Raw genomic sequence first — 22,746 nt, 5'->3', positions numbered from 1 at the left:
GTTGTGTGGACGCCCGCGGCCTCTTGATGCCTGGGAGGGCCTCTGCTTCTCTCTTGTTAGGAAAGTTTCCTACTAGTCACGCGCCTGAACGGAGTTCATATGAGGGCCCCACACCCGTCGCTCCGCCGAGGAGTCGCAACCGCCGCACTCGGCAGTGTCCTGCTGCTCCTGCTCGCTCTCGTGCCGACCGGCAACGCGCGCGCGGCCGTCGCTCCCCGTACCGCGGCCACCACCCCGGTCTCCGCCAACGGCCAGCTCAAGGTCTGTGGCACCAAGTTGTGCAACAGCCGTGGCAACCCCGTCCAGTTGCGGGGCATGAGCACCCACGGCACCCAGTGGTACCCGCACTGCCTGACGAGCGGCTCGCTCAACGCCCTGGCCGACGACTGGAAGGCCGACGTCCTGCGTGTCTCCACCTATGTGCAGGAGGACGGATACGAGACCGACCCCCAGCACTTCACCGAGCTGGCGAACTCCCTCATCCGGCAGGCGAGCGACCGCGGTTTGTACGTGATCGTCGACTGGCACATGCTCACCCCGGGCGACCCCCACGCCAACCTCGGCCGGGCGCGGCAGTTCTTCACCGACATCGCCACCCGCAACAAGGACAGGAACAACATCCTCTACGAGATCGCCAACGAGCCCAGCGGGGTGAGCTGGTCGCGGATCAAGAGCTACGCGGAGCAGATCATCCCGACGATCCGTGCCGTGGACCACGACGCCCCCGTCCTGGTCGGCACCCGCGCCTGGTCCTCGTTCGGCGTCTCCGAGGGCGGCAACGAGACGGAGGTCGTGAACAACCCGGTCAAGGCGTCCAACATCATGTACACGTTCCACTTCTACGCCTCCTCGCACCGCGACGAGTACCTGGCGACCCTCTCCCGGGCCGCGGACAGGCTGCCCGTCTTCGTCACCGAGTTCGGCACGCAGAACTACGCCGGCGAGGGCGCCGACGACTTCGCCATGTCGCAGCGCTACCTCGACCTCATGGCCGCCAAGAAGATCAGCTGGGTGAACTGGAACTTCTCCGACGACCACCGCTCGGGGGCCGTCTTCAAGACCGGCACGTGCGACCGGTCCGGGCCCTGGACGGGCACCGCGCCGCTGAAGCCGGCCGGCGTCTGGATCCGCGAACGCATCAGGACGCCGGACGCCTTCCCCGCCGCCTGACCGGGCTCAGCCCCGGTCGCCGGGTTCCCGTGCAGGGGGCCGGCGGCCGGGCCGCCGCCCGCCGTCACGGTGCCTCGTCGCCCCGGTCCGCCTCCTGGCGCAGCACCTCCTCCAGATCGCCCAGCCGGTCCAGCCCCTGCACCGCGCGCCGCATCCGCGCGTTCCCGGACAACCGGTCGCGGTGCCGGTGCAGGAACGCCCAGTACCCGGCGGTGTACGGGCAGGCCCGCGGGCCGGTGCGATCGGTGGGCCGGAAGGCGCAGCCGCCGCACAGGTCGCTCATGCGGTGGATGTAGGCGCCCCCGGAGGTGTACGGCTTGGTCGTCATCCGGCCCCCGTCGGCGTACTGGGACATGCCGACCACGTTGGGCAGCATCACCCAGTCGTAGCCGTCGACGAAGCAGCGGTGGAACCAGTCGGTGACGGCCGCCGGGTCCCAGCCGCGCTGGAGCGCGTGGCTGCCCAGCACCATCAGACGCGGGATGTGGTGCGTCCAGCCCGTGTCGCGGACCTGCGCGAGCACTCCGGACAGGCACCGGGCGGTGACCGCGTCGGCGTCGAGCTCGGCGAAGTAGGCCGGCAGCGGCCCGGTGTGCCCCAGGGCGTTCCCGTGCCGGTAGTCCTCGCCGAAATGCCAGTACAGCTGCCAGACGTACTCCCGCCACCCCGCGACCTGGCGGACGAACCCCTCGGCGCTGTTCACGGCGACGGCACCCTCCCGCCAGGCGCGCTCGGCGTGCTCGACGCACTCGGCCGGGTGCAGCAGCCCCAGGTTCATCGAGGACGACAGCAGACTGTGGGCCATCACCGGGTCCCCGGCCAGCATCGCGTCCTCGTACGGCCCGAAGGCGGCCAGCCGGTGCGCCACGAAGCGCCGCAGCGCGGACAGCGCCTCGCGCCGGGTGGCGGGGAAGCGGCGGGGTCCGTCCCGGCCGACGAACCGCACACCGTCCTCGCGCTCCCACCGGTCGAGGTCCTCACGCACCTCGGCGTCGATGTCGTCCTCCCGCGGCCGGTACGGCGCCGCCACGTCGAGCGTGGTGGCGCCGCGCGGCGGGGGCTCGCGGTTGGCGTGGTCGTGGTTGAACCGGCCCCCCGCCGGGTGGCCGCCGTCCATCAGCAGGTCGTGCCGTTCACGCACCCAGTGGTAGAAGTTCTCCTGCAGCAGCCGCCGTCCGCCGAGCCCCTCGGCCCACCGCGCGAACTCCTCGTGCGCGACCAGGAATCCGCGTGCGGGCAGCACCCGCACCGCCGGCAGGGACCGCACCAGCCGCAGCGCCGCGTAGGAGGTGGGGTGGCACACCGTCGCCGGCGCGTCCCCCACCGCGCGGCGCAGGCCCTCGCGGTAGGTCTCCGCCCTCACGTACGTCACCCGCTCACCCAGCTCCGCCGCGCGGTGGCGCATCGCCGAGAGCACCAGGTGGGCCTTGGCGCGGTGGAAGCGCCGGCGCCGGAAGACGGACCGCGCCTCGATCATGACGACGGGCGCCCCGCGCTCGGGGCCCTGCGCACCGGCGGGGGACAGGAAATGCGGGCCGAGCTGGTCACCGAAGATCCAGTGTGAGGTGGGCATGGCGTGGCTTTCCGTGAGGGGCCGGGGCCTGCATGCGGGCGGTGAGGTCCGGCGCTGCGCCCGCCGCCACCGTCCCCGCCCCGTGGGGATCACCCACTCAGGGTTCGGCACCCGGGGCGGTGCCGGATGCGACCGGCCGCCCGCGTCCCCCGTTCGGACGCCGCCGCACCGACCGTGCCACCCGCACGGCGCACGGCCAGGTGGTTGATCGAAGAGCCCGCCGTCGGGTGCGAGGCCCCGGGGTTGATCGATCGATCTTCTCGATCCGTTCCGAAGCCGTCCCGGATGACCTCGGCGCGAGGTTGGCGCACCCGTCCCGGCCACCGCTCCCTGAGTCGTACGCGCGTTTGATGCGGCGAATAGGGGTCATTCGCATGCCATGCCCGCCTCCCAGCGGGGCGGCCCGGACAGGACCACGCCGAGAGACCACGCAGACGAGGGGTGAGACGCGATGACCGTCGCGACACAGCAGGGTGGCGGGGGCGGTTCCAGCGGCCTCTACGACGTTCTCGAGCTCATCCTCGACCGCGGCCTGGTGATCGACGCCTTCGTGCGCGTCTCCCTCGTCGGCATCGAGATCCTCAAGATCGACATACGGATCGTGGTGGCCAGCGTGGACACCTATCTGCGCTTCGCCGAGGCGTGCAACCGCCTCGACCTGGAAGCGGGACCGCGCAAGCCGGCCGGCCTCACGGAACTGGCGGGCAAGGTCACGGAGTCCGGTGCCCGCGGCAAGACGAAGGGTGCCTTGTCCGGCGCCGCGGAGACCATCGCCGACGCCTTCCAGCAGGCCCGCGACGAGGGCCGCGAGCGGCAGGCGGGACGCCGCCGCTCGTAGGACGGCGCGGGGAACGGCGGCCCGGTCGGCCACCTCGAGCCCCGGCCCGTCCGGCCGGCTTCGGGGCGGCGGCCCGCCAGGATGCGGTGTCACCGAGGCGGTGTGGGAGGGCGCGGAGGCACCGGGAGCATGAAAGTGGCGACTTTTGTGTCGATGATCGAATAGTCGAGCCGACTTCGGGGTAGAACGGATCACGGGTCTGTTCCCGGAGCGGAGGGACCCGCCACTCACCAGGCCGGTACTCCCGGCGAGATCGAAGGATTCTGTATGGCCAGCGGCACCGTTAAGTGGTTCAACTCCGAAAAGGGCTTCGGATTCATCGCCCAGGACGGCGGCGGACCGGACGTCTTCGCTCACTACTCGAACATCGCCGGCAACGGATACCGCGAGCTGGTCGAGGGCGAGCAGGTCACGTTCGACGTCACCCAGGGCCAGAAGGGCCCCCAGGCCGAGAACATCGTCCGCGGCTGACGCCCCGGCCGGCCCCTGGAGCCCCGTCGCGGAGTGACACCACCGACGTGTCGGGGAGCCGCTCGGCAACCGTGAGGCTCACACCCCAGAGGCCGCAGGTCTGCATCTCGCAAAGCGCACATCAGGGGCCCGGCACCAGCCGGGCCCCTGACGCGTTCCTGGGGCCGGCCAGGTGCCCCGCCTCCACCGGAGGCCGTGGAACGGCTCGGGCGGTGCCCGCGCGGTGGACGCGGACACCGCCCGGGGCGACGTCGAGGGCGAGGAGAGCGAAGGAACTTGCTGCAAAGGAATGTGAGAAGGAAGCCCCTTCATGGCCTCGCCGAAGGCAACGCTAGCACTCAGTCCGGGATCAGGTCCCCCAGGTTCTCGAGGGTGACGACCCGGGAGCCCGCGGGCAGCCCCTCGGGACGCTCCGGACCGATGTACGTCACGGGCTCGTCCGGGACCGCCCCCTCGTCCCACAGCTCCACGGTCGTGGCGCCGTCGGACAGCAGACCGGCCAGATAGCGCACCGTCAGGTACTCACGCTCCACCAGGGAGCGCACCACCTTGGACACCGACACCTGGTTCTCCTCGACGCGGTTGGCCGCCGAGATGCCCTTCAGGTACAGGTGCAGCCACTTCGCGGACCACCGGCCGTCGTCCTCGCGCCGGAACACCAGCGGCAACGCCACCCGTCCCACCCCGCGCAGCTCCGACTTCGCCCGCACCGTGCGCGGCTCGAACGGCCGGCCCTTCTGCTCGCCGTCGCGCACCATGAAGCCGAAGAACGACTCCTCGGCCTCCTCGAAACCCTCTCCTGCGTAGATGTTGACCTGCGGCACGACGAAGGCGCCGCGCACCCGGCCCAGCGACAGGTCGATGAACTCCGACGCCCCCTCGGGCGCCTCGGTCACATCGCCCGAGTGCCTGCCCCCGACAGCCCGCAGGGACGTGTACGACAGCCAGGAACCCGTGCTGTAGTCGCTGTTGAGCAGCAGGGCCGAGAGGTCGTAGTCGGTGCGCTGCCGGGTCTGCTTCCAGTACACGAAGAAGCGCAGACGCTCACCGTCGACCGCCGAGAGCGAACCGCGGGGCAGCACTCCGAGCCCGGCCGCGGACGCCTTGCCGCTGATGGGGAGGGCCACGTCGAGTACGTCGGGATCGACCAGCAGCCGGCCCGTGGCGGGAAGTCTGCGGCGTATCTCGGCGTCGAGGGCGCCGATCAGGCGGGCGCGGTCGGCGGCCGGTACCGGGGGCCGCAGATCCGGAGCGACCCAGCCCCGGCCCCGGCTGTTGACGAAGAGCCGCAGCCGTCCGCCGTCCCGCCCCCGGTTCTGGAAGTGCTCGCGCACGGACAGCAGGACCCGGCCGGAGACCTGGGGGGCGATCTCCACCGCGGCGGCGACCACCACGTCCCGCTCGTCCTGGCCTTCGGCTGTGCGCAGCAGACGGTCCAGGGCGCGGAACAGCCTGCCGGGGGCGGACTTGAGCAGGTGCACGGCACCGAGGACGTCGGACTGGCCGAGCAACTGCTCGAAGCGGCTGTCGAACGACCACGCCTCCTTCTCGCCCCGCGCCACGGCGAACACGTCGGCGGCGTGCGGCCACCGCGGGTACTCGTGCGGATGCAGGCGCTCCCCGAGTCGCTTGAAGGGCTCCCGGTGGGCGTGCACGTCGGCCAGCTTGGCGGGATTCGCCTCGACCACGGCGTCCAGGGCCGCGAGCAGCGAGCGGCGAACCGGCCGCGGGATCGCCCGGAAGCGGGTCGGCTCCCGCAGCGTCACATCGCCGCCCGAGAGCGCGCAGGCCAGGCGCAGCACGTCGACGACCGTGTCGAGCAGCGGATCCGCGCCGACGGCGAGGCGGGCCGCGTTGACCAGGGCGCGGTTCTCCCGAATCGGGATCGTCTCCGGCTGCGGCCCGGACGCGCACCGCTCGGCGAGGACCCCGAGGTCGCCCAGGTGCTCCTCGCTGAGCGGTGTCGCACTGCCGGCCAGCGCCAGGTACAGGTCGGTGACCTCGTCGTCCAGGTCCCGTCCGAGGTGCAGCACGGTCACGCGGTCGCCCGCCGAGGCGATCAACTCGTCCTGCGCCGCGAGCATCTCCTCGTAGGTGTGCTGGTAACGGCCGTAGACGGGCAGGCTGAGCAGGTCCAGCACACCACGCGCAAGCTGGGTCAGTGTGTGCGCGCGGGACGTGTCGTCGCCGAGTGCCTGGGCCACGCACCGCGTCCAGAACTCCTCGGTGCCGGGCACGTTGGCCGGGAAGTCGATGAAGTACGCGTTGTGCCGGACGTGGTCGCCCACCATCTCCCGCACGGTGCGCAGGGTTCGCCTGGCGGTGTGCACGACCGCGGCTTCGGACAGCCCGGACAGGTGGGCCAGGAGTTCCGCCGAGAGCTTGAAGCCCACGGACGCCAGTGTCGCGTCGAACTGCCGCGCGGCGGTGGCGCCTTCCCCGGCCGAGCCCTTGGGGGCGGGGATGCGGTGGGTGTGTCGGAGGACCAGTGATTCCAGACCGTGCGCCATGCGGTGATGATCGCAGGTCTGTGCGAACGGACGCATCGCAGTTTCCCGGCGGCCTGGCCCGTCCGCGGACCGTCCGCGGAGCGTTCGCCCGCCGGACGATGTCAGGCGAGCGGTTCGTAGCAGTCGTAGTTGCGCTGGGCGATGATCCTGCCGTCCCGGAATTCGAGGAACGCCGCGATGTGCGCCCGCATGACGTGGCCCGCGGGCAGATCGCCGAAGCCGGTGGCAAGGGTGCCGGACCATCTGATCTCCAGGGCGACCTGGTCACCCGTGACCACGGCGTTGGTGACGTCGTAGCTCTGAGCGGCGAGCAGCGTACGGGCCCGGGCGGACGCGGCGAGTGTCTCCGCGCGATCGCGGTCGGCGCCCGCGGGGAACAGAGCGTTGGGCAACTGGGAGTGGGTCATGTCCGGGTGCAGGAACTCCGCGAGCTCCTCCGGCGCGGCCAGCCGGGCCACCGCCTCGTGATAGCGGAGAGCCGTACGGACGTGGGGGTGCTGATCGGTCTGCGTCATATGCACAACCATAGTTGCACAACCGAGGTTGTCAAAGGGATGCTGGGGCACATGCGCGAACCAGTTGATCCCTCCGGCCTCGACCTGGGCAGCCTCGCCCTGTTCGTCGGCTTCGCGGCCGCCGGCGCGGTGCAGGCCGACCTTGCGGACCAGGGTTTCGGTGATCTGCGAATGTCGCACGGGTACGTCTTCCAGCACCTGATCGACGCGCAGCCCACCGTGAGCGACCTGTCCGAGAAGCTCGACATGACCCAGCAGGGCGCCTCGAAGGCCGTCGCCGAACTGGAGCGGCTGGGCTACGTCACACGTCTGCCGAGTGCTCGCGACGCGCGCATCCGGCATGTCGCCCTGACGAGCAAGGGCAGGGAGGCCGTCGCCGCCGCGCGGCAGGCGCGGGAGCGTCTCGAGGCGCGGCTGCGCCAGCGCTCCGCGGGAGCGGCCTCCGGCGGGGCGCACGGCACGGCCTTCGACGTGACCCGGGCGGTGCTCGTCGATCTCCTCGACGAACTGGGCGGCGCGGCGGCGGTCCACCGCCGTGACGTCAGGCCGCCGCGGTGAGACCAGGGTGATCGGGTGCGCGGCTCAGACGCGCCTGACGGTGATGCCGCTGCTCTCCAGTGCGGTGGTCTCGTCGGCAGGGGCGCCGGTGTCCGTCACGAGGACGTGCACCGAGGACGGGGGAGCGACGTGGGCCTGCGCGGTGCGGCCCAGCTTGCCGCCGTCGGCGGCGGCGATGACGCGGCGGGCCGAAGCGATCGCCGCCTTCTTGACCACCGCCTCGTCGAGGTCGTAGGCGGTCAGGCCGTCGCCCGCGGTCAGTCCGCAGCAGCCCAGGACGGCGGTGTCGAAACGCAGTGCCGACAGGGAGGCCAGGGTCAGGGGGCCGATGAGGGCCCCCTCGGCGGCGCGCGGCCGGCCGCCCGGGACGAGGAGCGAGGTCGGTTCGGGCGCGTCGCCGAGCACCTGGATCGCCTGCAACGACAGGGGCATCACGGTGACCGGCCGCCCCCGCAGCAGCCGGGCGACCTCCAGGCACGTCGTACCGCTGTCGAGCAGCACCGTCTCCCCGTCGGACACGAGGGAGGCCACCTCCGCCGCGATCCGGCGCTTTGCCTCCACGGCTTCGTGGGCGCGCAGGGAGAAGGGGGGTTCCTCGCCCCGCAGCAGAAGCGTGCGTGCGCCACCCCGGAACCGTTCGAGAACGCCCTGGGCGGCCAGGTGGTCCAGGTCCCGGCGGACGGTCATCTCCGAGGCCGCCGTCAGCTCGGCCAGTTCGGAGACCGACGCCCGGCCCGCCTCCTGGACGGCCTGGGTGATCAGGCGGTGACGTTCCACGGTGTTCATGGAGTGATTCAACACCACGCTGACCGAACACCGGAAGTGTGAGAAAACCCTGGTTCCGCACAGTCGATGTGTTCGTTAGGGTGAGCGCATGGAGAGAGCGCTGCGCGTCGCCCGCGCTGTGACGGTTGTCTATTTCGTACTCAACGGCACGTTGCTCGGCATGTGGGTGGTGCAGATCCCGGCGGTCGAGGAGCGTGTCGGCATCTCCCATGCGGCCCTGGGCGGGTTCCTCGTGCTGCTGGGCGCCGGAGCCTTCGTCGGCATGCAGGTCGGAGGGCGCCTGTCCGACCGGCTCGGCACCCGCACCGTCGTCCCGCTGGCGGGAGTGCTGTGCAGCGCCACCCTCGTGCTGCCCGGCCTGGCGCGGGAGCCGTGGGCCCTCGGAGCGGCCCTCCTGCTGTTCGGTTTCGGCAACGGCACCCTCGACGTCAGCATGAACGCCCACGCCGTGCAGGTGGAGAAGGCCTACGAGCGGCCCGTCATGTCGGCCTTCCACGCCACGTTCTCCGTCGGCGGCGTCCTCGCCGCGCTCGCCGGTGCCGCCGCTGTCGACATCGGCTGGGACCCGGCCACGACCCTGGGCGCCGCCGCCGCTGCCGGGGTCGTCGTCGCCCTCGGTGCGGCCCGTGGCCTCCTGCCCCCCGCGGCGACGGCCCCCGTGGCCGGCCCCGGGGACCGGACCCGGCCGCCGAAGCGGCCCGTGCCCGGCCGCATCTGGCTCCTGGCCGTCCTGGCACTGCTGATCATGCTGTGCGAGGGAGCCGCCAACGACTGGAGCGTCCTGCACCTCAGGACCGTGCTGGACGCGCCCGAGAGCACCGCCGCCTTCGCCTTCGGCACGTACGCGACGACCATGACGATCGGCCGGCTGCTGGCCGACCGGATCTCGGGGCGCTTCGGGCCCGTCGCGGTCCTGCGCCACGGCGCGGCCCTGGCCGCCGTCGGCATCACGGTCGCGGCCCTGTCCCCGTGGGTCTGGGCGGCTCTGACCGGCTGGGCGCTGTTCGGCCTCGGCCTGTCGGGCTGTGTGCCGCAGTTGTTCAGTGCCGCCGGTCACGCGGACCCCGCGGCGGCGGGAACCAACGTCTCCCGGGTGGCCGGGCTGGGGTACATCGGCATGCTGGCAGGCCCGGCCGTCATCGGCTGGATGACGCACCTCGTGGCGCTCAACCACACGTTCCTGCTGCTGTCCCTCTTCTGCGCGACCGCCGTCGCCGCGGCCGGCGTCCTGCGCCCCGTCCCGGAACGGCCGCGCACCGCCGAGCCGGTCTCCTGACCGCCTGCGCGGCGCGGCCTGACCACGCGCCGCGCAGGCTCTCGGCGCCGTGGGATTCCGGGTCGCCCCCTCGGCGCCTCGACGGCCGTCCGCCTCAACGCCCGGATCGCCGCACCTGAACGGCGCGCTGGGCCTCGTGGAGATTGGCCGGCCGGACCACACCGGTGGTGCCGTACAGCTCCAGCCGGCTGTGCAGGTCGCCTTCGAAGTCGGGTACGTCGATCTGGTCGAACTCCCGGACCTCGTTGATGCCGACGGTCGCGGAGTACGGCGCCAGGGCGTCGATCTTCATGAGGCCCGCGCGTCCGTTGGTGACGCGGATGTTCCAGTGCGTGAAACGGGCACCGAAGAGGGGCCCGGCGCTGGCATCGCCGCCGTGGCGTCCGTTGTTGTGCACGGTGATGTCGGTGCGGACGTTGGCGAACGGCATGCCCCGGTGACTGTCGAAGGTGCCCATCCTCATCTCCCCGCGCGACCAGACGTTGTGGGAGGACAGCCCTTCGACGTTGATGCCGTGCAGCTGGGTGCCGGCGGGGGCAGGGGTGGTGCGCTCCTCGATGGTGAAGTCCTGGACGAGGTTGTCGTGTGAGCCCTCGCGGCAGAAGTAGGGGTGGTGACTGCCCCGTCCCGAGACACGTGTGCGGCGCAGGGTGCAGGCGGAGGCGGCGACCAGGCCGAAGCCGTTGTCGGTGTTCCGGACCGTCACGTCGTCCACCCAGCAGTCGTACGCGCATTGCAGCACGACGCCGTTGTACCCCAGGTCGAGGAGGTGGGGTTGCTGCGGTGTCTCCACCGCCTCCAGCGTGAGCCCTTCGACGCCCGAGCCGGTCAACTCCGGTACGTGTGTGGTGAACTGCGGTTCCCACTCGGGGCGCAGGTCCAGCGGGAGGGGGCGTTCGAGTGTCACTTCGTGTCCGCGGACGCGGGTGATGCGGACGGGCCACTCGTAGGGGACGTAGGAGAGCAGCTTGCTCTTGTCGGTCCAGGTGTAGGCGTCGGGTCCCGGGCCGTCGCCCGCCATGTGCCGCAGCAGGGTGTGCCCGGCGTCGTCGCTGAGGCGGAGCAGGACCAGGGCGCCCGGGCGCAGGCCCGCCGGGTCGGTCACGGTCACGGTCCAGTCGCCTGCGCGGGCTGCCGCGGTGCGGGTGAGTGTGCGCCACTCCTCGCGCCGGTTGCCGGTCCAGCCCTCGAACGGCCACGCGCGCTCTCTGATCGCCTCGGTGAGGGAGTTCCAACGCGCCTCGGGCGCCAGCCAGATGAGGCCGCCCGCCCAGGACCAGGACGACTTGTCGCCGCCGTACCGGGAGCCGTACGGACCGATGAGCTCGGTGAGGTTCCTGGTGGCGCGGAGGGTCGTCCGTCCGCTGCCGGCGCCACGCAGGACCACGTGGGAGTGCCCGAGGCGGATCAGTCCGTCGACGCGGAGGACGCCGGGCGGGATGCGGACCGTGCCGCCGCCCGCGGCACCGGCCGCGGCGATGGCGCGGTTGATCGCCGGGGCGCAGTCCGTCCGGCCGTCCGCCACCGCGCCGAAGTCACGCACGTCGGCGACGACCGGGCGGCGGGGCAGCCGTGCGGCCCCGCCGCCGAAGCCCGCCCGTCCGACGAAGGGGATCTGGGGATGCCGGTACGGCTCGCGGACGAACTCGTGCCACAGCTCCGGCACGGTCCCGCGGGTGCCCGGCGCCGCGAACGCGGTGCCGCTCCCCGCGATCACGCCGGCCGCCACGGCTGCGGCACTGCCGAGCAGCGCCCGTCTGCTGAGCCCGGAGGCGACTGCGGCCTCGTGTCCCTTCATGCGCGCATCTCCTGTTCGTCCCCGGGGGTTTGGCCACCCGAGAGTGACACGCGACGCCCGAGACGTACACCCATGCGTACAAAGTTCATATACATGAACACCATGGCGATGTGAAGGCGTTGGGCAGCCCGAAGTCCCCGGGTGGGAGGGCCCACCCGGGGACTCGAGCCGTCATGTCACGTCAGGTCAGGTCAGGTCAGGGGAACTGGACCACCTTGGAGGGGACGGTGTCCGTCCCCGATGTGGGAGCTCCGGTGTCGTTGACGACGTGGCGGTACTGACCCTTCCCACCGAGGGAGATCACCATCAGGTGCCGCATCTTGATGCCGGGTTTGACCGACACCTGGAAGCCGTGGTGCTGCACGATGGTGTCGTCGGAGGTGTAGTTGCAGTAACTGCCGAGCGCCCAGGCCTCGTGCTCGTTCACCGAGTCGGCGACCTTGTAGGCGGCGTACCCCACGATGCCGTCATGGGTGATGGCGGCCTCGTCGGGAGCGTCGTAGGCCTTCTCGTTCTGGAAGAAGATCGTGCGGCCGCGCTCGCCGTTCCAGAGCACGTCGTACTTGTTGAAGTGCTCGACGAACAGGCCGGTGGTCAGGACGTCGTCGCCGTTGACGCGCAGGCCGTAGTCGGCGCGGTTGGTCTCCCAGCCCACACCCTCGCCGTGGTCGGCCCGCCAGATCCAGGTGTGGTCGATGAGGACGTCGTCGCTGTTGACGACGACCGAGTTGGTGGCGAGACCGGGACCCGCACCGCCGATGCGCACGAACACGTCCTGCATCGTGGTGGGGTTGTCCGCGTGGTCGGCCGACGCACCGGGCTGGCCGATGCGCAGCAGCGTGTCGGAGTTGGCCGCGCCGGCGTCGATCAGGAAGCCCGCGAGGCGGACGCCGTCCACATCGGCGACGTGCATGGCGTCGATGCCGCCGTCGGGGATGATCGTCGCCAGTCCGAGTCCGAGGACGACGGTGTTGGCGCGGTCGACCTCGATGGTCCGGTCGAGGTGGTAGACGCCGGGCGTGAACAGCAGGTTGAGGCCCTGGTCGAGGGCCGCGTTGATCGTGGCGGCCGTGGCGCCGGGCTTGACCACGTAGAACTGGTCCAGCGGCAGGGAGGTGCCGCCGCTGTTCGCCGGCCAGGACACGCCGCGCGCGTTGGTGCGCTTGGCGGGCACGAAGACCTTGTAGGTGCTGCCGTCCAGGTAGAGGAACGGCTTCTCGCGGGACAGGGGCGTGGTGTCGAACGTGGTGTACGGGCCGGTGGCGAAGTTGGTCGCGGGCGCGCCCTGGACGCCCGTGAAGGTCATGTTCCACACGCCGTTGGTCCACCCGCCGACGCTGCTGTCGCGGGTGTACCACTGCTGCTGCGAGTAGGGGCCGACCGTGCCGTCGATCTTGGAGTCCGCGATGTAGCCGCCGGAGGCCCAGCCGTAGCCGTTGGGGGCGAGGTTGAGGCCGCCCTTGACGTGGATCCGGCGGAACGGCGCGGCCTGGGCGACCGCCCACCGGTTGGTGCCGTTGGCCGGGGTGAGGGCCAGGTTCTCGGCCGACCGCCAGAAGTTCTGGGTGGCGTTGCCGTTGAACCAGCCCGCGTCCACGGTGATGTCACCGTTGATCTGGACGTCGTCGGGGTTGAGCCCGAGGCCGGAGATCGAGGTGTAGAAGCCCAGTTGGGCGTTGATGTTGTTGTACGTGCCCGGCTTGAGCAGGAACTGGTAGCGGCCGCTGCCGAACTGGCTCTTCTCCTGCTGGGCGAAGACCTGGTCGAACTTCTGCTGCAGGTTCGGCGTCGAAGGATCGACGACGATGACGTTCGGGCCCAGGTCGCCGCCGCCCTGGATGGGGCCGGGGCCGCCGTCGGACGCCGTGTGCACGGCCACCTCCCACAGGGAGTAGCCGTAGGAGGTGGCCCGGGCCGTGCCCAGGACGCGTACGTAGCGGCCGGTGCCCTCGACCTCGTAGGACGCGCGTCCGCCGGTGGCGCCGGTGACTTCCTTCAGGGTGCGCCAGTTCTGGCCGTCGCCGGACGCCTGGAGCTTGAAGTCCTTGGCGTGGGCGGCCTCCCAGTTCAGGTCGATCTTGCACAGATCCTGTGCCGAGCCCAGATCGACCTGGACCCACTGGGGATCGGAGGGCCGGCTCGACCAGCGGGTGCCGGCGTCACCGTCGAACGCGGCCGAGGCGGGGGTGCCGGCGTTCTCGACGGAGGAGGCCGAAGAGGACTTGCCGAGCGCGGCGTTGCCTGTCCCGCACGTGGCCGGGGGCGTGTCGTCGGTGGTGCCGAAGACCTGGAACTCCCACAGGGAGTAGCCCCAGGACGTGGCGCGCCGAAGCCCTTGTATCCGGACGTAGCGAGCCTGGCCCGAGACGTCCACGGTGTCGACGCCGCCGTCGCCGCCCGTGACGGTCTTCGCGTCGTTCCAGCTGGCGCCGTCCCGGGACAGCTGGATCTTGTACTCCTTGCCGTAGGCGGCCTCCCAGTCGAGGACGACCCGGGTGACGGACGCCGTGGCGCCCAGATCCACCTGCAGCCACTGGTTGTCGCCCGCGGCCGACGACCAGCGGGTGCCCCGGTCGCCGTCCACGGCGTTGGCGGCGGGCGTCCCGGCGTTCTCGTTCGAGGACGAGGTGACGGTCCTGCCCTGGGACAGCGGCGTCTCCGCTGCCGCGGCGGGCAGCTGGGCCGGGAGAGTGACGAGCGCCGCGGTGGCGATCAGGGTGACACCCAGTGCTCGCCGTCTGCGGCGTCGCACGTCGGTGATGTGTCTCATGCGTCAACTTTCTGCGGGGCCGGTGCGGGCTCACGCGCGAGCGTGCCGCTCGGCGCACAGGCATGCCGATGGGGAGAACGGCGGTGGGGCCGCTTAGTTCACGGTGTGATTTAAGGGGTGATGCAATCGGTGGGCAAGCCCTCGGACACGGATTGCCGTCAAAGCAGCGGGAATTGGGGGCGCGAGCGGGCCCCGGGCCGGCGGGCGGCGCCGGTTCGTGTGGTGGGGCCGGGGGAGGGCGGAGCGTCGGCGGGGAGTCAGCCCGCGGTGGTCGACCGGCGGACGATCACCGAGGTCGGCAGGACGACCGGCTGGCCGGGATGCGCTTCGCCCGACAGGCGGCCGAGGAGCATCCGGGCCGCGGTCTCCCCCATCCGGCGCATCGGCTGCCGGACCGTGGTCAGGGCCGGCTGGGTCAGGCGTGCCACCGGGATGTCGTCGAAGCCGATGACGGCGACGTCCTCCGGCACCCGCAGTCCCGCCGCGCGCAGAGCGGACAGCGCACCCATGGCGGCGAGGTCGTTGTGTGCGAAGACGGCGTCGAACTCCCGCCCCTCCCACAGGAGACGGCGGACCGACTCCTCACCGCCGGCCTCGGTGAAGTCGCTCTCGACGAAGAGTGCGGAATCCGTCGGGTGGCCGCTCGCGGCGTACGCGGCGTCGAAGCCCTCGCGGCGGTCGCGTACGCAGCCGAAGCGCAGCGGCCCGGCCAGGACCAACGGCCGGAGCCGCCCCTCGTCCAGCAGGTGGCGCGCGGCTGCGGCTCCCCCCTCACGATTGGCCGCGGTCACGTACGGGAACTCCGGGTGGCGGCCACGGTCGTCGATCAGTACGACCGGAAGTCCCTTGCGGTGCAGTGCGGTCAGCATCGCCAGCGTGTCCTCCGGCTCCACGGCGATCAGTCCGTCGAAGGCGCGGGCCGAGACCTGGCTGGTGAACCACTCGACCGAGTCGGTGCCCCGGTTGCAGGTGAACAGCAGCAGACCGAACTCGGCCGCCTCCACCGTGTCGACGACCCCCTGAAGGACCTCACCCATCCACGGCCAGGTCAGGGACGGGACGAGCATGCCGACCGTGCGGCTCCTCCCACGGGCCAGGCCCACCGCGCCGGAACTCGGCACGTACCCCAGCCGGTCGATGACCTCCCGGACCCGGGCGGCCGTCGAACTGTCCACCTCGCCGCGCGTGTTGAGCACCCGGGAGACGGTCGTCTTGCTCACGCCGGCCATCCGGGCCACGTCCGCGATGGTGACACGCACCGCATCCCTCTTCCTGCGCACGAACACACGGCCGCCGGACGGGACCGCCCCCGAACGGATCCGGCGCCGCTCCCGGAGCGACGCCCGAGTCAAACAGCGGCTTTCCCCCCACGTCAACACCGCAGTCAGGCGCCGCGGCGGCACCTCGCCGCCGCCCTGTGCCCGGGCCGCCGCACGAGCTGCCGGCCACGGCGAAGTCCGGCGCAGTGCACGGCAGTTGGGCGTACCAATCGCTACGGGAGGTATTGACGGCAGCGCGGTGTGTCCCTTTCATTCACGCACAAGGCCGGAACCGGTTCCGGAACCGCTTCCGGCAACAGCCCCCACCACTTCCCCCAGGAGGAGTGCTGTGCTGAGAACATCCCCCCGCCCGCCCACCGGCAGCCGGTCCAAGCGCCGCGCCTGGACCACCGCCCTGGCCTCCCTCGGCCTGCTGTTCGCGACCCTCTACACCGGAGCGGCCACCCCCGGCAGCCGCCCGGACAGCACCGACCTGAACGCCGCCCCGCAGGGCGCCCAGGTGGTCCGGGTCGCGGAGTTCCTCGCCGAATGCCCCTACAGCCACCGGCTCCCCGACGACCCGATCGTCTTCCCGGGGCTGCCCGGCGCCTCCCACATGCACAGCTTCTTCGGCAGCCGGGTCACCAACGCGCACACCGACGTCACCGACCTGCTCGGCTCGGCCTCGACCTGCGCCCCCGCCGTGGACACGTCGTCGTACTGGGTGCCCACGCTCTACCGCAACGACCAGCCCGTGGAACCGACCGGCACCACCTTCTACTACCTCGGCGAGGGCGTCCGCGACGACGTCATCCAGCGCATCCGCCCGTTCCCGCAGGGGCTGCGCATCGTGGCGGGCAACGCCAAGGCGACCGGCGTCGGCGACCCCACCTCGGTGGCCCGCTGGTCCTGCCTCCACCACGGCGAGGTCAACCCCTCGAAGGACTTCGTCACCTGCCCGGCGGGCTCGATGCTGGAGTCCTACCTGGACTTCCCGCAGTGCTGGAACGGGAAGGACCTGGACTCCGCCGACCACAAGAGCCACATGTCCTACCCGGTGAACGGCGCGTGCCCGTCCACCCACCCCGTGCCCGTGCCCAAGCTGCGGCAGGTGCTGCGCTACCCCGTGTCGGGGAGCACCCAGGGCCTGCGGCTCGCCTCCGGACCCGGCTACACGATGCACGGCGACTTCTTCAACGCCTGGCCCGAGAACGAACTCGCCCGCAGGGTCACCACCTGCATCAACGCGATCGTGAAGTGCGGAGCGGACGGCAACCCCTCCTGACCCCGCGAGACGCGGCACAGTCCCCGCCTCGGCACGGCGACCCACGCTCAAGGAGCAACGATGGCCCCTCCGACTCCACGCCGGTTCGGCAAGGCCCTCGTCGCCACCGTGCTGTGCGCGGTGGCCGTGTCGGGGTGTGGCGGCCCACCGCAGCCGGAACGGCCGCAACCCCGTGCGGTCGCCCGGCCCGACGCCACCGAGGTGGGCTGGATCCAGTTGGCGATCGCGATGGACGTACAGGCCCGGCACCTGCTCCTGCTCGCACCGGAGCGCAGTGGCGACAGGGAGGTGCAGCACTGGGCGTCCGAGGTCGCCGCCGGCCGGGACACCGAACTCACCCGGCTCCGCGCCCTCTTGAGCAGGAGAGGAGTCCCCGACGACAACCCCCACGAGGGCCACGACATGCCGGGCATGGCCGACGCGCGGGAACTGCGGGCTCTGCGCACCGCCCGCGGCCGGCCCTTCGACCGGCTCCTGCGCTCGGCGCTGCGGGAACATCTGGAGCAGGCGCGGAGGTTGGCCGTCGCCGTGCAGAAGGCCGACGTCGGTGCCGACGTGAGGAGGACGGCGCTCGACGCGGCTGCGTCCGCGTCGGACGCCTTGCGCCGGATGCCCCCGCCCTGACCGTACCCGGCCCGGGCATCCCGGCCCCGCCGGGTGAGGGCTCGAGGGGTGCTCGGCGACCGGTCCGGGGGTCGCGGCGTCCTACGACGCCGCCACCCTTCCGCCACCTGGACGTCCCGGCGTGCGTCCGCTGGGACGGCCCGGGTTCGCCCACTGTGATCAGCCGAGACCGAGAAGGTCGAGCAGGAACTGGATGAGGCCGTATCCGCCGTCCATCGAGGTCACCCCCTCTCCGCGTGCACTGGGTGTGGGTCATCCTTACCGGGGGCGACACGCCTTGATGTTCGGCCGGATGAGGTATTTGTGCGCGGTGCGGGCGGGGAGTGGACGGGCAGCCGGACGTGGGCCGTCAGCGCGAGTGACCCGCCGGGGTCCGGTCCGGGAGGACGCGGATCACCGGCCCGGACGGGTCCGGTGTGCGTGCGGGCGGGTGACGCGGCCCCGCCACGGAGGGCGGCCACGGCCGTCCGTGCGGCCGGGGCTCGCCTGCCCGAGGGCGGCACCGTGACCGTGCCGCGCGTGAGAGGCATCCGTGAGAAGTCGTGTCACCGGCATCCCGTAGGCTCCCGGCCATGAACGAGGGGGAATCCGGCAGACGGGTCATCGACGGGCGCTTCGAGCTGGAGGCGCGACTCGGCGGCGGTGGCATGGGCCTGGTGTGGCGGGCCCGCGATCTCATCCTGGACCGAGCGGTCGCGCTCAAGGAGGTACGGCCGTCCGATCCGGGTCTCGCCGAGTACGATCCGGCCGCCGCGGCGATGCTGCGGGCGCGGGTGCTGCGCGAGGCACGGGCCCTGGCCCGGGTCGACCACCCCAACGTGGTCACCATCCACCACGTCGTGGACGGCGGCGAGCACACCTACCCGTGGCTCGTCATGGAGTTGGTGACCGGCGGGTCGCTGCAGGACCGGCTGGACAAGGGTCCGCTGGCGCCCGTCGAGGCCGCCCGGATCGGCCGCGAGGTGCTGGCCGCGCTGCGGGCCGCGCACGCCGTCGGCATCCAGCACCGGGACGTGAAGCCCGCCAACGTGCTGATGAGGCCCGACGAGCGCCCCGTGCTCACCGACTTCGGCATCGCCGCCATCAGGGAGTCGACCGTGCTGACCGCGACCGGGTCCATCATCGGCACGCCCGACTACATGGCCCCCGAGCGCATTTCCGGCGGCGAGGGCGGCCCGGGCTCCGACCTGTGGTCACTGGCGATGATGCTGTACGTCGCCGTCGAGGGCCATCACCCGCTGCGCAGGGGCACCACCCTCGCGACGCTCGCCGCCCTCCTCAGCGAGGAGCTCCCGCCTGCTCGCCGGGCCGGGGTGCTCACCGGCTTCCTGAACGCCGTGCTCGTCAAGGACCCGGCCGGCCGGGCGGACGCCGAGACGGCGGACCGGATGCTGGCGGAGGCGGCCGGCGGCTCCGGCCCCGCGCCCGGTGCCCCCGGCGGGGACCGCCAGGCTCCGCCCGGCGGAGGCGGCCCGGCGACCTCGTACCGGCTGGCGCCGGCGCCGGACCCGGCGCCCACCCCTTCCGGGTTCGGGCCCCCGACGGGTTTCGGCCCGCCGACCGGCTTCCGGCCGACGGGCCCGTACGACGCCGTGCCCGGGCCCGTCGCTCCGCCGACGCCCTATCCGACGGGCCCCACGCGGTCGACGACGCGACCGGGCGGCCGGGCGAGGAGCCGCATCATCATCGCCTCGTCCGTCGTCGGCACCGTGCTCGCGGGAGTCCTCGTGTGGACGCTGGTACCGGACGGCGGTGGGAAGGGCGACGGGGAGGCAGCCGATCGCCCCGGCTCCTCGTCGACGTCGACCGGCACGAAGGATCCCACTCCCGAAGCGCCGAGGGCGTCCCGGTCGGCCCCGGCCTCGCAGGCGGACGCCGACACCGATCTGCTCACCCCGGACGGCATCCGGACGGCGGTGAAGGAGATCGAGGCCGCGACCGGCACGGACCGCGCGTGCCGCTTCATCGTCTATCCGGGATACGTGTCGGCGGAGATCATGGTGAAGGGAAGCGCCACCAAGTACGACTCGTACACCTACCGCCCGGGTCGAGGTGTCGAGAAGGGCATCATCAGCGGCGCGATCATCGTGGGCGACCGCCCGTTCGACCTCGACGAGTTCGACTGGGACGTCCTGCCCTCCTTGCTGAAGCGGGCGGAGAGGGACCTGAACGTGGAGGATCCGACCTCGCGCTACCTCATGGTCCGCCCCGCCGACGACACCTTCGACACACCCCTCGGACTGGCGGTCTATTTCGCCGACGAACATGTGAGCGGCCACCTGAACGCCGATCTGAAGGGTAAGGTGACGCAGGTCCTGCCCGCGCAGGACTGAACCGGGGGGCGCGTGCCGCCGATCGCCGGGGAGTCGAGGTGATTCACATGCCTTTGCTGCGACTTACGCGGATTCTCCCGGCAGGGTGTCCTGCACGGTGAAGTGTCCGAGGGTGCCGGTGACGTCCAGCAGGCGGCTGACCGAGGCGTTGAGCGGGCCGAGCAGGACGAAGGCGCGGCCCGTGGCGTCGTGGCGGCGCCGGGCGTCCAGGAGCGCGTTCAGCAGCATGCTGTCGGCGAAAACCACCTGCGAGAGATCCACGACGGTGGTGGGCAGCCCGGCGCGGTCGGCCGCCGCCCAGGCGGCCTGGACGTCCTCCGCGTCCTCGAAGTCCAGCTCACCGCGCAAAGCGACACACACCACCTGATCGAGGCGGGTGACGTGTACTTTCGTCGACTCGAAGGGCACAGACATTGGCTCATCCTCACACCGGAGCCAAACGAAGATCCAGTAAGTCCCGGTGTGATCGCCATGACACCGACGGGCGCAGAGTGCCGCGCCGGCCAGGTCACCGGACAGGTCGCCCGCACTCCGGGTGGCGGACCGGAGGGGCGCCGGCGTGCTCTACTGTCTGACCATGGCTGCACCGCACTCGGCCCACGGACATCACCCGGTCGGCGACCTCACCGCACACGACCTCTCGGCCTTCGATCTCACCGACATGGCCGCGTGCGGTGTGCGACTGCGGGAAGCCGTCCGGTCGGCGCCGACGCTCGACGCGGCGGCACAGTCCCTCGCCGACTTCCTCCACGGCCGGCTGAGCACCGACCGGGGCGCGCGGCGCCCGGACGTCAGTGTGCATCTCGCTTCCCGCCCGAGCCGCGACGCGTTGCGGGAGTTCCGCCCGCGGACCGCCGGCCTGCCGGACACGGACCCCTCCCCGCCGGGGCAAGCCACCGGCAGTGCCGCTCTGGCGTACCGGCTGCTCGAGCGGACCGGGGCTGGGACGGAACACACGGACGACACACCTCTGCTCGAAGCGGGTGTCGCCGTCCTGCAGGTGGACCGCACCGGCGACGCACCGCAGCCGGAAGGGGGCGACCACCGCGATCCCGCGTCGGCCCTGCTCTTCGGGGGCCCCCTGACCGGGCAGGAGTGGTTCGTCGTGACGCTGGCCTGCCCCGTCGAGCTGCCCGGTGCGACCGCGGACCTGTTCCGCCCCCTGGCCTGCGGCGCGCGCCTGGCGTTGCTGTCGGCCGGAGGCGCGCCGCCCGCGCTGCAGGCACAGGCCGCGGCCGCCCTGGCGGACAGCCTGGACGGCACGGTGGCGAGGCGGGCCGCGCACCTGCAGGGTGCCGTGGCCGAACTGCGCTCCACCGAGGCCCGGTTGCGGCGCTCCCAGCGAGAGCTCCAGCAGCGCGAGAGCGAACTGCGCGAGGAAGCCGCCATCGTGGAACTCTTGCAGGAGATCGGCGGCACCCTCGCCGCGGAACTGGACCTCGACGCACTGGTCCAGCGCGCGGTCGACACCGCGACCCGCCTGTCCGGGGCGGAGTTCGGCGCGTTCTTCTACAACGTCCTCGGCGAGACCGGGGAGTCGTACCTGCTCTACGTCATCTCCGGTGTGGACCGGTCGGAGTTCGACAAGTTCCCCATGCCGCGGAACACCCAGGTGTTCGAGCCGACGTTCCGCGGTCTGGGGGTCGTGCGGTCGGACGACATCACCGCAGACCCCCGCTACGGGCACAACGCGCCGCACCACGGCATGCCCGAAGGGCACCTGCCGGTCCGCAGCTACCTCGCCGTTCCCGTGGTCTCCCGCGGGACGGTGCTCGGCGGCTTCTTCTTCGGGCACGCCGAGCCCGGAGTATTCACCCAGCGCCACGAGCGCCTGGTCACGGGCGTCGCCTCGCAGGCCGCCGTGGCCCTGCAGAACGCGCAGAGCTACCGCCAGGAGCGGGAAGCGGCGATGGCGCTCCAGCGCCACCTGCTGCCGCGCCTGCCCCGGGTGGACGGCATCGTCACCACCTCGCGCTACCTCCCCGCGGCGCGCAGCCGCGGCGCCGGGGGAGACTGGGTGGACCTCATACCGCTGCGCGACGGCGACGTGGCCCTGGTGGTCGGCGATGTCATGGGCAAGGGGGTCACAGCGGCAGCCGTGATGGGGCAGATCCGCACGGCCTGCCGCGCCTACGCCCAACTCGGCCTCACCCCCTCCGAGGTCCTGGAGCAACTGAGCATCCTCGTCGACGACATCGCGCCCGGCTCCATCGTCACCTGCGTCTACGCCCTGCTGGACCGGGACCGCGCCCTGCTGCGTGCGGCCGTGGCCGGCCATCTGCCGCCGGCCCTGCGCGATCCGCACGGCGGCGTACGGTTCCTCGACGAGCAGGTGGGACCGCCCCTGGGAGTGGGACGGCGGCAGTACGCGCAGGCGGAAGCCCGCCTGGAGTCCGGTGCGCGGCTCCTGCTGTACACCGACGGCCTGGTCGAACGCCGCGGGCGCTCCATCGACGACGGCCTGCGGCAGCTCGGCGAACTGCTGGCGGGTCCGGTGGGCGAGGTCGAGGCCGACTGCGACTCCTGGCTGGAGGCACTGGCCGACGGACAGCACGACGACGACATCGCCATGCTGTACCTCTACCGGCCGGAGGATCCGGCCCACCACGTCGTGTCGGTCGTACGGGACTATCCACCGGTCTCCGGCGCGGTCCCCGAGGCCCGCGACCTGGCAGCCCGGACCATGCGCGCCTGGGGCCTTCCCCACCTCGCGAACGACCTGATGCTCATCGCCGACGAACTGGTGGCCAACGCCGTACGCCACGCCAGGACCGCGATGCGGGTCGAGCTGCGGCGCAGCGGCGGACGCGTCGTCCTCGAAGTGACGGACAGCAGCACCGAGGAGCCGCAGTTGATCGTGTCGAACCCGGGGGAGTTCGGGCACCGGGGCATATTCCTGGTGGACGCGCTCGCGACACGATGGGGCACCCGCCCGATCGACGGCGGCAAAGTCGTGTGGGTGGAGGTCGCCACCGCGTGA

At 71.9% G+C, this 22,746-nt stretch carries 17 protein-coding genes; 9 read left to right on the top strand and 8 right to left on the bottom strand.

What is annotated here, in order from left to right; genetic code table 11:
- Window positions 1-99: 99 nt before the first annotated feature.
- A complete protein-coding gene (locus ACH4C6_RS09685; RefSeq protein ID WP_398108008.1) occupies window positions 100-1,170 on the top strand; it encodes a glycoside hydrolase family 5 protein in 1,071 nt (356 codons plus the stop codon).
- A 64-nt stretch (window positions 1,171-1,234) separates the two neighbouring features.
- Here the strand turns inward: ACH4C6_RS09685 and ACH4C6_RS09680 are convergent, their stop codons facing one another.
- Window positions 1,235-2,743, bottom strand: a complete 1,509-nt coding sequence (locus tag ACH4C6_RS09680) for a cryptochrome/photolyase family protein (RefSeq protein WP_398108007.1) — start codon at window positions 2,741-2,743, stop codon at window positions 1,235-1,237.
- Window positions 2,744-3,194: 451 nt separating this feature from the next.
- Between ACH4C6_RS09680 and ACH4C6_RS09675 the strand changes: the two genes are divergently transcribed.
- Together ACH4C6_RS09675 and ACH4C6_RS09670 are read left to right on the top strand one after the other, a co-directional pair.
- A complete protein-coding gene (locus tag ACH4C6_RS09675; RefSeq protein WP_369198257.1) occupies window positions 3,195-3,581 on the top strand; it encodes a gas vesicle structural protein GvpA in 387 nt (128 codons plus the stop codon).
- 267 nt (window positions 3,582-3,848) lie between these two features.
- The gene (locus ACH4C6_RS09670; RefSeq protein ID WP_333930472.1) at window positions 3,849-4,052 is read left to right on the top strand and encodes a cold-shock protein; all 204 of its coding nucleotides are present in this window, start codon (window positions 3,849-3,851) and stop codon (window positions 4,050-4,052) included.
- Between the two features lie 338 nt (window positions 4,053-4,390).
- Here ACH4C6_RS09670 and ACH4C6_RS09665 read toward each other — a convergent pair whose 3' ends face one another.
- On the bottom strand, window positions 4,391-6,562 hold the full coding sequence (locus ACH4C6_RS09665; protein WP_398108006.1) for a hypothetical protein: 2,172 nt from the start codon (window positions 6,560-6,562) through the stop codon (window positions 4,391-4,393).
- 101 nt (window positions 6,563-6,663) lie between these two features.
- The gene (locus ACH4C6_RS09660) at window positions 6,664-7,077 is read right to left on the bottom strand and encodes a nuclear transport factor 2 family protein (RefSeq protein WP_398108005.1); all 414 of its coding nucleotides are present in this window, start codon (window positions 7,075-7,077) and stop codon (window positions 6,664-6,666) included.
- A gap of 51 nt (window positions 7,078-7,128) precedes the next feature.
- Between ACH4C6_RS09660 and ACH4C6_RS09655 the strand changes: the two genes are divergently transcribed.
- Window positions 7,129-7,635: a MarR family winged helix-turn-helix transcriptional regulator gene (locus ACH4C6_RS09655; RefSeq protein WP_398108004.1), complete on the top strand. Its 507-nt coding sequence runs from the start codon at window positions 7,129-7,131 to the stop codon at window positions 7,633-7,635.
- Window positions 7,636-7,659: 24 nt separating this feature from the next.
- Here the strand turns inward: ACH4C6_RS09655 and ACH4C6_RS09650 are convergent, their stop codons facing one another.
- Window positions 7,660-8,421 (bottom strand): DeoR/GlpR family DNA-binding transcription regulator, encoded by a 762-nt coding sequence (locus tag ACH4C6_RS09650; protein ID WP_398108003.1) that lies wholly within the window; start codon window positions 8,419-8,421, stop codon window positions 7,660-7,662.
- Between the two features lie 88 nt (window positions 8,422-8,509).
- Here ACH4C6_RS09650 and ACH4C6_RS09645 point away from each other — a divergent pair, with 88 nt between their 5' ends.
- Window positions 8,510-9,697: an MFS transporter gene (locus tag ACH4C6_RS09645; protein WP_398108002.1), complete on the top strand. Its 1,188-nt coding sequence runs from the start codon at window positions 8,510-8,512 to the stop codon at window positions 9,695-9,697.
- A 94-nt stretch (window positions 9,698-9,791) separates the two neighbouring features.
- Here ACH4C6_RS09645 and ACH4C6_RS09640 read toward each other — a convergent pair whose 3' ends face one another.
- From ACH4C6_RS09640 to ACH4C6_RS09630, 3 genes are all read right to left on the bottom strand, one after another.
- Window positions 9,792-11,495 carry a glycosyl hydrolase family 28-related protein gene (locus ACH4C6_RS09640; protein WP_398108001.1) on the bottom strand — a complete coding sequence of 568 codons (1,704 nt, stop codon included), beginning with the start codon at window positions 11,493-11,495 and terminating at the stop codon, window positions 9,792-9,794.
- A 196-nt stretch (window positions 11,496-11,691) separates the two neighbouring features.
- Window positions 11,692-14,265: a discoidin domain-containing protein gene (locus ACH4C6_RS09635; RefSeq protein WP_398108000.1), complete on the bottom strand. Its 2,574-nt coding sequence runs from the start codon at window positions 14,263-14,265 to the stop codon at window positions 11,692-11,694.
- A gap of 257 nt (window positions 14,266-14,522) precedes the next feature.
- Window positions 14,523-15,524, bottom strand: coding sequence for a LacI family DNA-binding transcriptional regulator (locus ACH4C6_RS09630; RefSeq protein WP_398107999.1), 1,002 nt, complete (start codon window positions 15,522-15,524; stop codon window positions 14,523-14,525).
- 349 nt (window positions 15,525-15,873) lie between these two features.
- Between ACH4C6_RS09630 and ACH4C6_RS09625 the strand changes: the two genes are divergently transcribed.
- The 3 genes from ACH4C6_RS09625 to ACH4C6_RS09615 all read left to right on the top strand — a co-directional run bounded on the left by ACH4C6_RS09625 (window position 15,874) and on the right by ACH4C6_RS09615 (window position 19,766).
- Window positions 15,874-16,809, top strand: coding sequence for a DUF1996 domain-containing protein (locus ACH4C6_RS09625; RefSeq protein ID WP_398107998.1), 936 nt, complete (start codon window positions 15,874-15,876; stop codon window positions 16,807-16,809).
- A gap of 60 nt (window positions 16,810-16,869) precedes the next feature.
- Window positions 16,870-17,433 carry a DUF305 domain-containing protein gene (locus ACH4C6_RS09620; protein WP_398107997.1) on the top strand — a complete coding sequence of 188 codons (564 nt, stop codon included), beginning with the start codon at window positions 16,870-16,872 and terminating at the stop codon, window positions 17,431-17,433.
- A gap of 572 nt (window positions 17,434-18,005) precedes the next feature.
- Complete coding sequence (locus ACH4C6_RS09615; protein ID WP_398107996.1) at window positions 18,006-19,766, top strand: serine/threonine-protein kinase; 1,761 nt, start codon at window positions 18,006-18,008, stop codon at window positions 19,764-19,766.
- 63 nt (window positions 19,767-19,829) lie between these two features.
- On the opposite strand, the gene ACH4C6_RS09610 is transcribed toward ACH4C6_RS09615, so the two are convergent.
- Window positions 19,830-20,180 carry an STAS domain-containing protein gene (locus ACH4C6_RS09610; RefSeq protein WP_398107995.1) on the bottom strand — a complete coding sequence of 117 codons (351 nt, stop codon included), beginning with the start codon at window positions 20,178-20,180 and terminating at the stop codon, window positions 19,830-19,832.
- Between the two features lie 163 nt (window positions 20,181-20,343).
- On the opposite strand from ACH4C6_RS09610, the gene ACH4C6_RS09605 reads away from it, so the two are divergent.
- Window positions 20,344-22,746, top strand: coding sequence for a SpoIIE family protein phosphatase (locus tag ACH4C6_RS09605; protein ID WP_398107994.1), 2,403 nt, complete (start codon window positions 20,344-20,346; stop codon window positions 22,744-22,746).

Source organism: Streptomyces sp. NPDC017943, assembly GCF_044328425.1.
In the GTDB taxonomy this organism is placed as follows: Bacteria; Actinomycetota; Actinomycetes; order Streptomycetales; family Streptomycetaceae; genus Streptomyces; species Streptomyces djakartensis_A.
The sequence above is the reverse complement of the archived record's forward strand: the minus strand, read 5'-3'. Positions and strand labels throughout refer to the sequence as shown.

Coding starts and splice junctions, on each gene's coding strand:
- ACH4C6_RS09685 (WP_398108008.1), top strand. CDS start 100: ATGAGGGCCCCACACCCGTCGCTCCGCCGAGGAGTCGCAACCGCCGCA.
- ACH4C6_RS09680 (WP_398108007.1), bottom strand. CDS start 2,743: ATGCCCACCTCACACTGGATCTTCGGTGACCAGCTCGGCCCGCATTTC.
- ACH4C6_RS09675 (WP_369198257.1), top strand. CDS start 3,195: ATGACCGTCGCGACACAGCAGGGTGGCGGGGGCGGTTCCAGCGGCCTC.
- ACH4C6_RS09670 (WP_333930472.1), top strand. CDS start 3,849: ATGGCCAGCGGCACCGTTAAGTGGTTCAACTCCGAAAAGGGCTTCGGA.
- ACH4C6_RS09665 (WP_398108006.1), bottom strand. CDS start 6,562: ATGGCGCACGGTCTGGAATCACTGGTCCTCCGACACACCCACCGCATC.
- ACH4C6_RS09660 (WP_398108005.1), bottom strand. CDS start 7,077: ATGACGCAGACCGATCAGCACCCCCACGTCCGTACGGCTCTCCGCTAT.
- ACH4C6_RS09655 (WP_398108004.1), top strand. CDS start 7,129: ATGCGCGAACCAGTTGATCCCTCCGGCCTCGACCTGGGCAGCCTCGCC.
- ACH4C6_RS09650 (WP_398108003.1), bottom strand. CDS start 8,421: ATGAACACCGTGGAACGTCACCGCCTGATCACCCAGGCCGTCCAGGAG.
- ACH4C6_RS09645 (WP_398108002.1), top strand. CDS start 8,510: ATGGAGAGAGCGCTGCGCGTCGCCCGCGCTGTGACGGTTGTCTATTTC.
- ACH4C6_RS09640 (WP_398108001.1), bottom strand. CDS start 11,495: ATGAAGGGACACGAGGCCGCAGTCGCCTCCGGGCTCAGCAGACGGGCG.
- ACH4C6_RS09635 (WP_398108000.1), bottom strand. CDS start 14,265: ATGAGACACATCACCGACGTGCGACGCCGCAGACGGCGAGCACTGGGT.
- ACH4C6_RS09620 (WP_398107997.1), top strand. CDS start 16,870: ATGGCCCCTCCGACTCCACGCCGGTTCGGCAAGGCCCTCGTCGCCACC.
- ACH4C6_RS09615 (WP_398107996.1), top strand. CDS start 18,006: ATGAACGAGGGGGAATCCGGCAGACGGGTCATCGACGGGCGCTTCGAG.
- ACH4C6_RS09610 (WP_398107995.1), bottom strand. CDS start 20,180: ATGTCTGTGCCCTTCGAGTCGACGAAAGTACACGTCACCCGCCTCGAT.
- ACH4C6_RS09605 (WP_398107994.1), top strand. CDS start 20,344: ATGGCTGCACCGCACTCGGCCCACGGACATCACCCGGTCGGCGACCTC.